The sequence below is a fragment of the Streptomyces sp. NPDC034049 genome (assembly GCF_055575575.1).
On sequence record NZ_JBVISJ010000001.1, the window covers coordinates 647,876 to 661,926 of the forward strand.

The window sequence follows — 14,051 nt, forward strand, 5'->3', positions numbered from 1 at the left end:
ACGTTGAGGTGAAGAGATGCCGTTGACCCCCGAGGACGTGCGGAACAAGCAGTTCACGACCGTCCGCCTCCGAGAAGGCTATGACGAGGACGAGGTCGATGCCTTCCTCGATGAGGTCGAAGCCGAACTGACGCGTCTGCTCCGCGAGAACGAGGACCTGCGCGCCAAACTGGCCGCGGCCACGCGCGCCGCTGCGCAGAACCAGCAGAACATGCGCAAGCCTCCGGAGCCGCAGGACCAGCAGGGCGGCATGCAGCAGGGTGGCATGCAGCAGCAGGGCGGCATGCAGCAGGGTGGCATGCAGCAACAGGGCGGCATGCAGCAGCAGGGTATGCGAGGTCCCGGTGGACCCGTACCCGCCGGCATATCGGGCCCGCCGCAGCAGATGGGGGGCCCCATGGGTGGCCCGCCCCAGCTGCCGAGCGGTGCCCCGCAGCTGCCCGCCGGCCCTGGTGGCCAGGGGCAGCAGGGTCCCGGCCCGATGGGTCAGGGACCGATGGGCCAGGGCCCCATGGGTCAGGGCCAGATGCAGCCGCAGATGGGCCAGGGCCAGATGGGTCAGGGTCCCATGGGCGGCCAGCCTCCCATGCAGCAGCAGATGGGCGGCCCGATGGGCGGCCCCATGGGTGGTCCGATGGGCGGCCCCGGTCAGGGTCCCGGCGGCGACAGCGCCGCGCGCGTGCTCTCGCTGGCCCAGCAGACCGCCGACCAGGCGATCGCCGAGGCCCGTTCCGAGGCCAACAAGATCGTCGGTGAGGCCCGCAGCCGCGCCGAGGGTCTGGAGCGGGACGCCCGTGCCAAGGCCGACGCGCTGGAGCGGGACGCGCAGGAGAAGCACCGCGTCGCGATGGGCTCCCTGGAGTCCGCCCGCGCCACGCTGGAGCGCAAGGTCGAGGACCTGCGCGGCTTCGAGCGCGAGTACCGCACGCGTCTGAAGTCGTACCTGGAGTCGCAGCTGCGTCAGCTGGAGACCCAGGCGGACGACTCGCTGGCCCCGCCGCGCACCCCGGCGACCGCGTCGCTGCCGCCGTCCCCGGCGCCCTCCATGGCTCCGGCCGGCGCGAGCGCCCCGTCGTACGGTGGCAACCCGGGCGGCATGGGTGGAGGCATGGGCGGCGCCCCGTCTCCGGCCGCGCCCTCCTACGGCGGTCAGCAGCAGATGTCTCCGGCCATGACCCAGCCGATGGCTCCGGTCCGGCCGCAGGGCCCCTCTCCGATGGGGCAGGCTCCCTCGCCGATGCGTGGGTTCCTCATCGACGAGGACGACAACTGACGATTACTGGTACGCCGTAGGCGTCGGCAGCGTTCAGGGCGGGGCCCCGGATTTTCGATCCGGGGCCCCGCCCTTGTTCGTGGGCGAGTGCGGATGTCCGACGTACGAAACGCCGAAGGCCTGGGGCACCGAGATTTTCGGTGCCCCAGGCCTTGGTGGTGCCCGATGGCTGGTGCTGGGCGGGGGTGGGAGGCGCTCACCGGCGCTTGGCGGGTGCCGCTGCGCCCACCCTCCCCCACTCTCGGCTTCGCTCGAGCGGGAGGTACCCCCAGCGCCCCAGCGGCACGATTGCCCGCAGCCACGGCGGGCAGCAGGCCGGCTGGGGCGCGCCCCTGGGGGTTATGCCTTGCGCAGGCGGAACGTCAGCGTCAGGGGCTCGTCCGTGAACGGGGCACCGTACGTGTCGTCGGCCTCGCCCCGGGCGAAGTCCGTCGCGAGGACCTCGTCCGCGATCAGGGCCGAGTGCTCGGTCAGGGCCGCGGCCACCGCCGGGTCCGTCGCCTCCCAGCGCAGGGCGATTCGGTCGGCCACGTCCAGGCCGCTGTTCTTGCGGGCCTCCTGGATCAGGCGGATCGCGTCACGGGCCAGGCCCGCCCGGCGGAGCTCCTCCGTGATCTCCAGGTCCAGCGCCACCGTCGCCCCGGAGTCCGATGCGACCGACCAGCCCTCGCGCGGGGTCTCGGTGATGATCACCTCGTCCGGGGCGAGGCTGATGGTCTCGCCGTCCACCTCGACCGTCGCCGTGCCCTCGCGCAGGGCCAGCGAGAGGGCGGCCGCGTCGGCGTTCGCCACGGCCTTGGCCACGTCCTGGACGCGCTTGCCGAAGCGCTTGCCCAGCGCGCGGAAGTTGGCCTTGGCGGTGGTGTCCACCAGGGAGCCGCCGACCTCGGAGAGGGAGGCCAGCGAGCTGACGTTCAGCTCCTCCGTGATCTGCGCGTGCAGCTCGGGGTTGAGGGCGTCGAAGCCCGTCGCCGCCACCAGAGCGCGGGAGAGGGGCTGGCGGGTCTTGACGCCCGACTCCGCGCGCGTGGCACGGCCCAGCTCGACCAGGCGGCGCACCAGCACCATCTGCCGGGACAGCTCGGGGTCGATCGCGGAGAGGTCCGCCTCCGGCCAGGAGGCCAGGTGCACCGACTCGGGGGCGCCCGGGGAGACCGGCACGATCAGGTCCTGCCAGACCCGCTCGGTGATGAACGGGGTCAGGGGGGCCATCAGCTTGGTGACCGTCTCGACGACCTCGTGCAGGGTGCGCAGCGCGGCCTTGTCGCCCTGCCAGAAGCGGCGGCGCGACCGGCGGACGTACCAGTTGGACAGGTCGTCGACGAACGCCGAGAGGAGCTTTCCGGCGCGCTGGGTGTCGTAGGACTCCAGGGCCCCGGTCACCTGGTCGGTGAGGGCGTGGAGCTCGGAGAGCAGCCAGCGGTCCAGGACCGGGCGGTCGGCCGGGGCCGGGTCCGCCGCGCTGGGCGCCCAGTTCGACGTACGGGCGTACAGCGCCTGGAAGGCGACCGTGTTCCAGTACGTGAGGAGCGTCTTGCGGACGACCTCCTGGATGGTGCCGTGGCCGACGCGGCGAGCCGCCCAGGGGGAGCCGCCGGCGGCCATGAACCAGCGGACGGCGTCGGCGCCGTGCTGGTCCATGAGCGGGATCGGCTGGAGGATGTTGCCCAGGTGCTTGGACATCTTGCGGCCGTCCTCGGCGAGGATGTGGCCGAGGCAGACGACGTTCTCGTAGGACGACTTGTCGAAGACCAGGGTGCCGACCGCCATCAGCGTGTAGAACCAGCCGCGGGTCTGGTCGATGGCCTCGCTGATGAACTGGGCCGGGTAGCGGGACTCGAAGAGTTCCTTGTTCTTGTACGGGTAGCCCCACTGCGCGAACGGCATCGAGCCCGAGTCGTACCAGGCGTCGATGACCTCCGGGACGCGGGTGGCGGTGGCGGCGCAGCCGCCCTCGGGGCACGCGAAGGTGACCGCGTCGATGAAGGGGCGGTGCGGGTCCAGCTCCGACTGGTCGGTGCCGGAGAGCCGGCTCAGCTCCTCGCGGGAGCCCACGCAGGTGAGGTGGCCCTCCTCGCAGCGCCAGATCGGCAGCGGGGTGCCCCAGTAGCGGTTGCGGGACAGCGCCCAGTCGATGTTGTTGTTCAGCCAGTCGCCGAAGCGGCCGTGCTTGACCGTGTCGGGGAACCAGTTGGTCTTCTCGTTCTCCTGGAGGAGGCGGTCCTTGACGGCGGTGGTGCGGATGTACCAGGACGGCTGCGCGTAGTAGAGGAGCGCGGTGTGGCAGCGCCAGCAGTGGGGGTAGCTGTGCTCGTACGGGATGTGCCTGAACAGCAGGCCCCGGGTCTGGAGGTCCTCGGTGAGCTTTTCGTCCGCCTTCTTGAAGAAGACGCCGCCGACCAGCGGGACGTCCTCCTCGAACGTGCCGTCCGGGCGGACCGGGTTGATCACCGGCAGGCCGTACGCCCGGCACACCTTGAGGTCGTCCTCACCGAAGGCGGGGGACTGGTGGACCAGGCCCGTGCCGTCCTCGGTGGTCACGTACTCGGCGTTCACCACGAAATGGGCGGGCTCGGGGAACTCCACGAGCTCGAACGGACGTTGATAGGTCCAGCGCTCCATCTCGGCGCCGGTGAAGGACTGGCCGGTGGTCTCCCAGCCCTCGCCCAGCGCCTTGGCGACGAGCGGCTCGGCGACGACGAGCTTCTCGGTGCCGTCCGTGGCGACCACGTAGGTGACCTCGGGGTGGGCGGCGACCGCGGTGTTGGACACCAGCGTCCACGGCGTGGTCGTCCACACCAGGAGCGCGGCCTCGCCCGCGAGCGGACCGGAGGTGAGCGGGAAACGGACGTACACCGAGGGGTCGACGACCGTCTCGTAGCCCTGCGCCAGCTCGTGGTCCGACAGGCCGGTGCCGCAGCGGGGGCACCAGGGGGCCACGCGGTGGTCCTGGACCAGCAGGCCCTTGTTGAAGATCTCCTTCAGCGACCACCAGACGGACTCGATGTACTCGGGCTCCATGGTCACGTACGCGTCGTCGAGGTCGACCCAGTAGCCCATGCGGGTCGTCAGGTCGGAGAACGCGTCGGTGTGGCGGAGCACGGACTCACGGCACTTGGCGTTGAACTCGGCGATGCCGTACGCCTCGATGTCCTTCTTGCCGTTGAAGCCGAGCTCCTTCTCGACCGCCAGCTCCACGGGGAGGCCGTGGCAGTCCCAGCCGGCCTTGCGGGCCACGTGGTAGCCGCGCATGGTGCGGAAGCGGGGGAAGACGTCCTTGAAGACGCGCGCCTCGATGTGGTGGGCGCCCGGCATGCCGTTGGCGGTGGGCGGGCCCTCGTAGAACACCCACTCGGGGCGGCCCTCGGACTGCTCCAGGCTCTTGGCGAAGATCTTCTGCTCGCGCCAGAAGTCGAGCACCGCGTGCTCGAGCGCGGGCAGATCGACCTGGGCGGGCACCTGGCGGTACGTCGGCTCTGTCATGAGCGGGCTTCCTCCAACGGACTTGCTGCCTTCCGTCGGAGGGACGAGAGCTTCGATCCTTCGAACGCCGTGTGCGGCGCGCTCCCGCGGTACCACCCTCCTTGGCTCCCCCGCGCGCCGTACGCACCGGTGAACCCCCTCATTGAGGTCGCGATACCGGGTCTACTCGCCGTGCCCCACGGTGTGCGACAGGGGCTGCGGCTTTCTTCCGGCGGCTCCGGGGTGATCTTCACATCGCGCTCGCCCCCGGGCTTCCACCGTCCCCGGGTCGCTCTGGGCTGCGTACGACGCTACTCGTCCCCATCCACGCTTCTCGCTCCGCCCAGTGTACGGCGCCGTACGGACAGCGGCCGACCGGATTTCCGGCGTCCGCGCGGGCGGTGCGGCGGGGCTTCGGCCCGGTCCGCCGGGCGGGGGCGGGGTGACCTGCGGGGTGACCCGAATGGAGCGGGTCGGGCGTCCGGATCCTGGGACGTGCGGCGCGGCGGAATACCCGGCGGGGAGCTGGGCACAACGCTTGCAGGCTCGTCGCGCGACGCTCGCGGGGCGGGTGAAACAGGTGGTCTGCCCCGTTGCCGCGGGACTCGGGTCGATTTATCGTCCCAGCACGATACGCGTGCAAGATCACAATATGTGAAGGGGCGCGGCCATGGTGGCGAAGAAGACCGCCGTACAGCAGTCGGCGTCCGGCGGATCCACGGTGGCCTCCGGCGGGGACGAGGGGCAGAAGGCCGCGGCGGTGAAGGTGGCCGGCAAGAAGCGGGTGGCGAAGAAGGCGGTGGCGGAGAAGACGGCGGCCACGAAGGCGGCGGCGAAGAAGGCCGTGGCCGGGAAGGCGGACGCCGGGAGGCCGGCCGCCGCGAAGCCGGTCGGCCGGAAAGCCGCCGGTGGCGACTCGGCCGGCGGCGCGTCGGCCGTCGGGAAGGCCGCGGCCAAGAAGGCGACGGCGGCGAAGAAGAGCACCTCTGCGACGAAGAGCACGGTCAAGAAGGCGGGTGCGGCCGAGGCCGCCGAGACGACGGGAGCCACGACGGTGGTTGCGAAGAACACTCCTGGTACGGCTACGGCGGCGAAGAAGAAGCCCACCGCCGTCCCCAAGGCACGGCCCGCCGCGGTGGAACCCGGCGAGCTGGCGGTACGCCCCGGTGAGGACCCCTGGAGCCCCGAGGAGGTGGCCGATGCCCGGACGGAGCTGCAGTCCGAGGCGATGCGGCTGAGGACCGAGCTGGAGGCCTCCGAGCGGGCCCTGACGGGTCTGATGCGGGACTCCGGGGACGGCGCGGGAGACGACCAGGCCGACACCGGCGCGAAGAACATCACGCGCGAGCACGAGCTGTCCCTCGCGCACAACGCGCGCGAGATGCTCGACCAGACCGAGCGCGCCCTGGACCGGCTCGCCTCGGGCACCTACGGACTCTGCGAGAACTGCGGCAATCCCATCGGTAAGGCGCGAATGCAGGCCTTCCCCCGGGCCACCCTGTGCGTGGAGTGCAAGCAGAAGCAGGAACGCCGCTAGCGATCGCCGCCTGAGCCCCTGGTCCGCGGCGGGCGTGTCGTACCTTTGTCCTCAGTCAGGAACCTAGGTTGAGGGACTCACGTGGCAGAGGCGGAGCGCATCATCGGTACGCCGGACATTCCAGACGCGGCGGGGGCCGACCCGGAGCAGTCCGAGGGCGACGTCGCGGCCCAGCGGGCCGAGGCCACCGTGCAGCCGCGCGGCAGGCGCCGGATCGCCGTGCTCTTCGGGGTCGCCGCGCTGGCGTACGCGCTCGACCTGGTCAGCAAGATGATCGTGGTCGCGAAGCTGGAGCACCACGAGCCGATCGAGATCATCGGGGACTGGCTGAAGTTCGAGGCGATCCGCAACGCGGGCGCGGCCTTCGGCTTCGGCGAGGCCTTCACGATCATCTTCACGATGATCGCGGCGATCGTGATCCTGGTCATCGCCCGCCTGGCCCGCAAGCTCTACAGCCTGCCCTGGGCGATCGCGCTCGGTCTGCTGCTCGGCGGCGCGCTGGGCAACCTCACCGACCGGATCTTCCGGTCGCCGGGTGTCTTCGAGGGCGCGGTCGTCGACTTCATCGCGCCGAAGGGCTTCGCGGTCTTCAACCTCGCGGACTCGGCCATCGTGTGCGGCGGCATCCTGATCGTGCTGCTGTCGTTCCGGGGGCTCGACCCGGACGGGACCGTCCACAAGGACTGAGCCCACCAGGTGACAGACGGGGGCGACGGGGGTTTTCCACAGGCGCGGTCGGGCGTGTCGTGGCGGTCCGGCATACTCGTCGGGTGAGCACGATTCCCGAGATCCGTACCCTGCCCGTGCCCGACGGCCTGGAGGGCGAGCGTGTGGACGCCGCCATCTCCCGCATGTTCGGCTTCTCCCGTACCAAGGCCGCCGAGCTCGCCGCCGCGGGGAAGGTCACGGTCGACGGGTCGGTGGTCGGCAAGTCCGAGCGGGTGCACGGCGGGGCCTGGCTGGAGGTCGAGATGCCGCAGGCGCCCGCGCCGGTGCGGGTCGTCGCCGAGCCGGTCGAGGGCATGGAGATCGTGCACGACGACGACGACGTGGTCGTGATCGTCAAGCCGGTCGGCGTGGCCGCGCACCCCAGCCCCGGCTGGTCGGGGCCCACCGTCATCGGCGGGCTCGCCGCCGCCGGGTACCGCATCTCCACCTCCGGCGCCGCCGAGCGCCAGGGCATCGTGCACCGGCTCGACGTGGGCACCTCGGGCCTCATGGTGGTCGCCAAGTCGGAGTACGCGTACACCTCCCTGAAGCGCCAGTTCAAGGAGCGCACGGTCGACAAGCGGTACCACGCGCTGGTCCAGGGCCACCCCGACCCCACGAGCGGCACCATCGACGCCCCGATCGGGCGGCACCCGAACCACGACTACAAGTGGGCCGTCACCGCCGAGGGCAAGCCGTCGGTCACGCACTACGACCTGATCGAGGCGTTCCGTGCCGCCTCCCTGCTCGACATCAAGCTGGAGACCGGGCGCACCCACCAGATCCGCGTCCACATGTCCGCCCACCGGCACCCCTGCGTCGGCGATCTGACGTACGGCGCCGACCCGACGCTCGCCAAGCGGCTCGGTATCACCCGCCAGTGGCTGCAGGCGGTACGGCTCGGCTTCGAGCACCCCGGGGACGGCAGCTGGGTCGAGTTCGAGTGCGACTACCCGGCCGATCTGCAGCAGGCCCTGGACAAGGTCCGTGAGGAGACGTACGCGTGAGTCCCGCGCCGGTGTCCTACGAGGTGCGCGTCGCCGACGGACCCGCTGACCGCGAGGCCTGCTTCGCGGTGCGCAAGCAGGTCTTCGTCGTCGAGCAGGGCGTGCCGGAGGACCTGGAGTACGACGCGTACGACGCCGGGGCCGTGCATGTGCTCGCCGTGCGGGACGACGGGACACCCCTCGGGGCCGGTCGGCTGCTGTACGGGGAGGCCGCCGCCGGCAAGACCGGTGGGGAGCTGGGTGTGGGGTCCCTGGGGCGGCTCGCCGTCGTCGCGGAGGCCCGGGGGCTGGGCGTCGGGGTCGCGCTGGTGCGGGCCGTCGAGGAGGCGGCGCGGGAGCGCGGGCTGACCGCTGTGGACCTGGGGGCCCAGACGCACGCCCTGGGGTTCTACGAGCGGCTGGGGTATGAGGCGTACGGGCCGGAGTTCGCGGACGCGGGCATCCCGCATCGGGCGATGCGGCGAAGACTTTAGCGTTCGGCGGTGCGGGTGGGGCACCCTGGGCATCCGGTCTGTCGAGATCGTCTAGCACCAGCGGAGCGCCCCCATGGATCAATTGGCCCTGTTGTTCGTGTTGCTGGTCGGGGCCGTGGTCAGTGTGCCGGTGGGGGAGCGGCTGAAGCTGCCCGCGCCAGTGCTGATGACGCTGCTGGGCATCGCCCTGGCCCTGCCCGGGTTCGTGCCCAATGTGGAGATCCCGCCGGAGCTCATCCTGCCGCTGCTGCTGCCACCGCTGCTGTACGCGGCGGTGCGACGGACGTCCTGGCGGCAGTTCACCGCCAACCTGCGGCCGATCCTCCTGCTGGCCGTGGCGCTGGTGTTCGTGACCACCGCCGCGGTGGCCGTCGTGGCGAACGCGATCGTGCCCGGGCTGCCCATCGCGGCGGCCGTGGCGCTCGGCGCCCTCGTCGCGCCGCCCGACCCGGTGGCGGCGACCGCCGTGGCCGGGCAACTGGGGCTGCCGCGACGGCTGGTGTCGATACTGGAGGGCGAGGGCCTCTTCAACGACGTCACGGCCATCGTGCTCTACCACGTGGCCATCGCCGCGGCCGTCAGCGGATCGTTCTCCTGGCCGGACGCCGCGCTCCAGCTCGTGCTGTCGGCCGTCGTCGCGCTCGCCGTGGGGATCGGGCTCGGCTGGGCGGCCAACAAGCTGATGGACTTCCTCGAGGACGCGACGCTGCAGATCGGGCTGACCCTGCTCGTGCCGTACGCGTCGTACGTCATGGCCGAGGAGCTCCACGGGTCCGGGGTGCTCGCGGTGCTCACGACCGCGCTGTTCCTCGCGGAGTACGCGCTCGGCGCGGACGACGTCCTGACGCGGCTCGCCGGGCACACCGTCTGGGACGTCGTGGACACGCTGGTGACCGGTGTCGCCTTCGGGCTGATCGGGCTGGAACTGCACAACGCGATCCGTACGGCGTCCGGGCGGTGGGGCGAGATGCTCGGCTGGGCGGCGGCCGTCGTGGTCGTCGTCGTGTTCGTACGGCTGCTGTGGCTGCTGCCGGCGACCTGGCTGGCGCGGCGGTTGCACGCCAAACGCGACTACGACGAGGAGATCCCGATGTCGTGGCGCGAGACCGTGGTGATGTGGTGGTCGGGGATGCGGGGGGTGGCCTCCGTGGCGCTGGCGCTGGCGATTCCGCTGGAGACGGACAGCGGGGCGCCGTTCCCGGACCGGGACGAGATCGTGTTCATCGCGTTCGGGGTGATCATGGCGACGCTGGTGCTACAGGGGCTGACACTGCCGCGGCTGGTGCGGTGGCTGGGGGTGCGGGCCGACGAGGGGGTCGAGAAGGAGTTCGAGAAGGCGTTGGCGGTGCGGGCGGCGAAGGCGGCGAAGCGGCGGCTGAAGGAGATCGAGGAGGTGGAGGAGCTGCCGGAGGAGATGTCCGAGCGGCTGCTGCGGCGGGCCTTCGAGATCGGGGTGCGGATCAGTCCGGAGGTGGGGGAGGACGAGCGGCGGGAGGGGCACGAGCAACGGGTGCGGAGGCTTCGCCGGATGCGGCGGATCCAGGGGGAGATGTTGAGTGCGGCTCGGCACGAGGTGCTGGCCGCGCGAAGTGAGCCGGGGGCGGATCCGGAGGTGGTGGACCGGGTGCTGCGGCATCTGGATGTGCGCAGCCTGCGGTGAGTCGGGCGGGTGCCCCCCTTGCCCACCCGCGCCCGCCCGTGACTCCTCGGCGGTGAGGTGGGGTCGGGGCGTCGTCGGCGGCTGTGGGTGCGTTGCTTTCACCCGCCCGCGCCCGCCCGTCTCCTTGGTGGGATGTACGGGTTTCTGGTGGGGAGCGGGGCGTACGCCGCGTCCAAGGCCGCGCTGCGCCCGTACGCCTTCGATCTGGCACGGGAGTTCGGGCCGCGCGGGATCACGGTGAACGTCGTGGCGCCCGGTCCGGTGGCGGAGGCGCGGCTCGCGTCGCCCGGCGTGGGGCAAGTCATCGCGCAGATCGTCCAGGGCGAGGGGGCGCGGAACGCGGTCGACGCGGGCGTGGGGCGGACCCGGTGGCCGGGGCCGCCCCACGTTCATGTCGAGGCGCGGACGGTGCCGCGCTCACCCCCGGTCCGGGGCCCTCGGGGGCTCGTGGACACGGCTCCGGTGGGTGCGCAGGGCCCTGCCGTCGCCGTTGTGGGAGTGGGGATGGGTCGGGGGCAGGACCGCGTCGGCCGTGTTGACGCGGGGGAGGGCGTACGGGTGGGTCTCGGTGAGCCAGTGGATGAGCTGTTCGCGGACGGCGACGCGGACGGTCCACAGGTCGTCCGGGTCCTTCGCCGTCACCAGGGCCCGCACCTCCATGGTGGAGGGCGTCGAGTCGGTGACCGTCAGGTCGTAGTGGCGGCCGTCCCAGGCGGGGCAGGAACGCAGGATGTCGCGGAGCCGGTCGCGCATCGCGGACAGCGGCGCGGCGTGGTCGACGTGCAGGAAGACCGTGCCGGTCATCTGGGCGCCGCCCCGGGACCAGTTCTCGAACGGCTTCGAGGTGAAGTACGACACAGGCATCGTGATCCGGCGCTCGTCCCAGGTGCGGACCGTGAGGAACGTGAGGGTGATCTCGTCGATCGTGCCCCACTCGCCCTCCACGACGACCACGTCACCGAGGCGGACCATGTCGCCGAAGGCGATCTGCAGCCCGGCGAAGAGGTTGCTCAGCGTGGACTGCGCGGCGATACCGGCGACGATGCCCAGCAGTCCGGCCGAGGCCAGCAGTGAGGCGCCGGCCGCGCGCATCGCCGGGAAGGTCAGCAGCATCGACGCCACCGCCACCACACCGACGATCGCCGAGACGACCCGCATGATCAGCGTCACCTGGGTCCGCACCCGGCGTACCCGGGCGGGATCGCGGTGGGTGCGGGCGTAACGGCTGTACGTCGTCTCCACTATCGCCGCCGCGATGCGGATCACCAGCCAGGCCGTCGCGCCGATCAGCACCAGCGTCAGGGTGCGGCCGACGGCGGTGCGGTGCTGCTCCAGCAGTTGTGCCTCGTCGTACGACGCTCTCAGGAAGGCCGCGCACAGGACCAGTTGGTAGGGGATGCGGCCGCGGCGCAGCAGGCCCCACAGAGGTGTCTCGTGGTGCCGCTGGTCCGCCTTGCGCAGCAGCAGATCGGTCGTCCAGCCGATGAGCAGCGTGAGGACGACCGAGCCACCGATGACGATCAATGGGCGGAGTAGGTTCTCCATGCCTTCGAACGTAACCGGCCTCGCGGGGTGATGAACATGTGACTTCGGCCGCGCTCGGGGTACGGGCGCCGGGACCGGTCGGCGGACCCGCTGTCGGACCCGGCTGGCACCATGGCCTCATGAACATCGTGCTCTTCCACTCGACCTACGGTCTGCGGCCCGCCGTACGCCAGGCCGCGGACCGGCTGCGCGCCGCCGGACACGAGGTGTGGACCCCCGACCTCTTCGGCGGCCGGACGTTCGACACGGTCGAGGACGGCCGGGCCCTCAACGAGGAGCTGGGCCGGGAGGAGGTTCTCAAGCGGGCGGTCCTGGCCGCGGCGCCCTACTCGGAGCGAGGGCTCGTCTACGCCGGGTTCTCGCTCGGTGCCGCCGTCGCGCAGACCCTCGCCCTGGGCGACAAGAACGCGCGCGGGCTGCTGCTCCTGCACGGCACGTCGGACATCGCCGCCACCGCGTCCGTGGACGACCTGCCGGTTCAACTGCACGTCGCCGAGCCCGACCCCTTCGAGCCCGACGACTGGCTGAGCGCCTGGTACCTCCAGATGCGCAAGGCCGGCGCCGACGTCGAGGTCTACAGATACGCCGGTGCCGGCCACCTCTACACCGACCCCGACCTCCCCGACTACGACGAGGAGGCCGCCGAGGCCACCTGGCAGGTGGCGCTCGGCTTCCTCGACACCCTGTGAGCCGTGGGCGGGATCACACGGGGTCGTACGTCCGCTCGACCTTCTGTGTCCCGCTCCGCGTCCGGTACGAGCGCGCCCAGGACGAGGTCGCGTCGGCCTTCGTGCGGTCGGACAGGACGTAGAAGTCCATCTGCGCCCGCGCGGCGGTGATGTCCAGGACGCCGTAGCCGTGCCGGTCGGTGTCGACCCAGTGGACATGCCGGTTGGCGGCGCGGATCAGCGGGGAGGCCAGCGCGGAGACGGTGCCCTCGGGGACCTTGACGAGGTCGTCCAGGTTGTCGGAGCTGACCGACGTGACCACGAACTCGGTCGCGGCGGAGGCCGACAGCGGATACGTACCGGCGTTGACCGGTACGTCGTTGGCCCAGGCCATGTGGATGTCGCCGGTGAGGAAGACGGTGTTGCGGATGGCGTTCGCCCGCAGATGCGCGAGGAGTTCGCGGCGGTCGTCGGTGTAGCCGTCCCACTGGTCCGGGTTGAGGGCGAGCCCCTCCTTCGGCAGCCCCAGCAGTTCGGCGAGGGGTTCGACGAGGTCGGCGGTGAGGTTGCCGAGGGCGAACGGGGCGATCATCACCGAGTTGCCGACCAGACGCCAGGTCGTGTCCGAGGACGTCAGCCCGGCCTTCAGCCAGTCGAGCTGGGCCCGGCCGGTCAGCGTACGGTCCGGGTCGTCGACCTCGCCGTCGCCCACGCCCACCTGCTGCGACCGGAAGGAGCGCAGGTCGAGCAGCGAGAGGTCGACGAGCTTGCCGAAGCGCAACCGGCGGTAGGTGGTGCCCGCGACCGCCGGGCGTACCGGCATCCACTCGAAGTAGGCCCGCTTGGCCGCCGACTGACGGGCCGCCCAGGTGCCCTCCGCGCCCTCGGTGTGGTTCTCGGCGCCGCCCGACCACGTGTCGTTGGCGATCTCGTGGTCGTCCCAGATGGCGACGACCGGCGCGGCCGCGTGCAGGGCCTGGAGATCGGGGTCGGTCTTGTAACGGGCGTGCCGGACGCGGTAGTCGGCGAGGGAGACGATCTCGTGGCTCGGCGCGTGCGGTCGTACGACCTTGTCGCGGGTGCCGTACGCGCCGGTGCCGTACTCGTAGATGTAGTCGCCGAGGTGCAGCCACGCGTCCAGGTCGCCGCGCGCGGCGAGATGACGGTAGGCCGCGAAGTACCCGCCCTCCCAGTTGGCGCAGGACACCACGCCGAAGCGCAGCCCGGCGACGGCGGCGTCGGCGGGCGGGGCGGTGCGGGTGCGGGCGGCGGGCGAGTCGGTGCCGCCGGCGGAGAAACGGAACCAGTAGTCCGTGGCGGGCGCCAGACCGCGTACGTCCGCCTTGACGGTGTGGTCGGAGGAGGCGCTCGCGGTCGTCGACCCCTTGGCGACGACGCGGGTGAACGCCTTGTCCAGGGCGACGGTCCAGCCGACCTCGACGTCCGGGCCGACGCCGGAGCCGGGCAGCGCGGCGGCGGTGGGCGTCACCCGGGTCCACAGCAGGACACCGTCGGGCAGCGGGTCACCTGAGGCGACCCCGTGCAGGAAGGCGGGGGCCTCTGCCGCGCGCGCCGGTATCGCGGCGGCCAGCGGTGCCGCGAGGACGGCACCGGCCGTGGCCGCCTTGACCACCGTACGGCGGCTCGGGGCGGGCGAACTCGTGGGCCGGGTCGGGGAATCGGGGCTGGAGTGAGATCTGCGACTGGTCACGGCGGAT

10 protein-coding genes and 1 pseudogene are annotated in these 14,051 nt (G+C 71.7%); 8 read left to right on the top strand and 3 right to left on the bottom strand.

Annotated features, from left to right (window positions below; translation table 11 throughout):
• Positions 1 to 16 precede the first annotated feature (16 nt).
• On the top strand, positions 17 to 1,273 hold the full coding sequence (locus tag ACZ52C_RS02870) for a DivIVA domain-containing protein (RefSeq protein WP_469073081.1): 1,257 nt from the start codon (positions 17 to 19) through the stop codon (positions 1,271 to 1,273).
• A 339-nt stretch (positions 1,274 to 1,612) separates the two neighbouring features.
• Here the strand turns inward: ACZ52C_RS02870 and ileS are convergent, their stop codons facing one another.
• Complete coding sequence (gene ileS, locus ACZ52C_RS02875) at positions 1,613 to 4,756, bottom strand: isoleucine--tRNA ligase (RefSeq protein ID WP_469073082.1); 3,144 nt, start codon at positions 4,754 to 4,756, stop codon at positions 1,613 to 1,615.
• A gap of 649 nt (positions 4,757 to 5,405) precedes the next feature.
• On the opposite strand from ileS, the gene ACZ52C_RS02880 reads away from it, so the two are divergent.
• The 6 genes and pseudogenes from ACZ52C_RS02880 to ACZ52C_RS02905 form a co-directional block, all read left to right on the top strand.
• Positions 5,406 to 6,272, top strand: coding sequence for a TraR/DksA family transcriptional regulator (locus ACZ52C_RS02880; RefSeq protein WP_469073083.1), 867 nt, complete (start codon positions 5,406 to 5,408; stop codon positions 6,270 to 6,272).
• Positions 6,273 to 6,353: 81 nt separating this feature from the next.
• Positions 6,354 to 6,959, top strand: a complete 606-nt coding sequence (lspA, locus tag ACZ52C_RS02885) for a signal peptidase II (protein WP_469073084.1) — start codon at positions 6,354 to 6,356, stop codon at positions 6,957 to 6,959.
• Between the two features lie 83 nt (positions 6,960 to 7,042).
• A complete protein-coding gene (locus ACZ52C_RS02890) occupies positions 7,043 to 7,987 on the top strand; it encodes an RluA family pseudouridine synthase (RefSeq protein WP_469073085.1) in 945 nt (314 codons plus the stop codon).
• A complete protein-coding gene (locus tag ACZ52C_RS02895) occupies positions 7,984 to 8,460 on the top strand; it encodes a GNAT family N-acetyltransferase (protein ID WP_469073086.1) in 477 nt (158 codons plus the stop codon). Before ACZ52C_RS02890 ends, ACZ52C_RS02895 begins: the two co-directional genes overlap by 4 nt.
• 73 nt (positions 8,461 to 8,533) lie before the next feature.
• Positions 8,534 to 10,120, top strand: a complete 1,587-nt coding sequence (locus ACZ52C_RS02900; protein ID WP_086802230.1) for a Na+/H+ antiporter — start codon at positions 8,534 to 8,536, stop codon at positions 10,118 to 10,120.
• A 150-nt stretch (positions 10,121 to 10,270) separates the two neighbouring features.
• Positions 10,271 to 10,464: pseudogene (locus ACZ52C_RS02905) on the top strand (SDR family oxidoreductase); the annotation flags it as partial.
• Between the two features lie 73 nt (positions 10,465 to 10,537).
• Here the strand turns inward: ACZ52C_RS02905 and ACZ52C_RS02910 are convergent.
• Positions 10,538 to 11,665 carry a mechanosensitive ion channel family protein gene (locus ACZ52C_RS02910; protein ID WP_469073087.1) on the bottom strand — a complete coding sequence of 376 codons (1,128 nt, stop codon included), beginning with the start codon at positions 11,663 to 11,665 and terminating at the stop codon, positions 10,538 to 10,540.
• Between the two features lie 119 nt (positions 11,666 to 11,784).
• Between ACZ52C_RS02910 and ACZ52C_RS02915 the strand changes: the two genes are divergently transcribed.
• Positions 11,785 to 12,354 (top strand): dienelactone hydrolase family protein, encoded by a 570-nt coding sequence (locus ACZ52C_RS02915; protein ID WP_086802232.1) that lies wholly within the window; start codon positions 11,785 to 11,787, stop codon positions 12,352 to 12,354.
• Between the two features lie 13 nt (positions 12,355 to 12,367).
• Here the strand turns inward: ACZ52C_RS02915 and ACZ52C_RS02920 are convergent, their stop codons facing one another.
• Entirely contained in the window at positions 12,368 to 14,044 is a 1,677-nt protein-coding gene (locus ACZ52C_RS02920) for an alkaline phosphatase D family protein (RefSeq protein WP_469073088.1), read from the bottom strand.
• Positions 14,045 to 14,051: the final 7 nt, after the last annotated feature.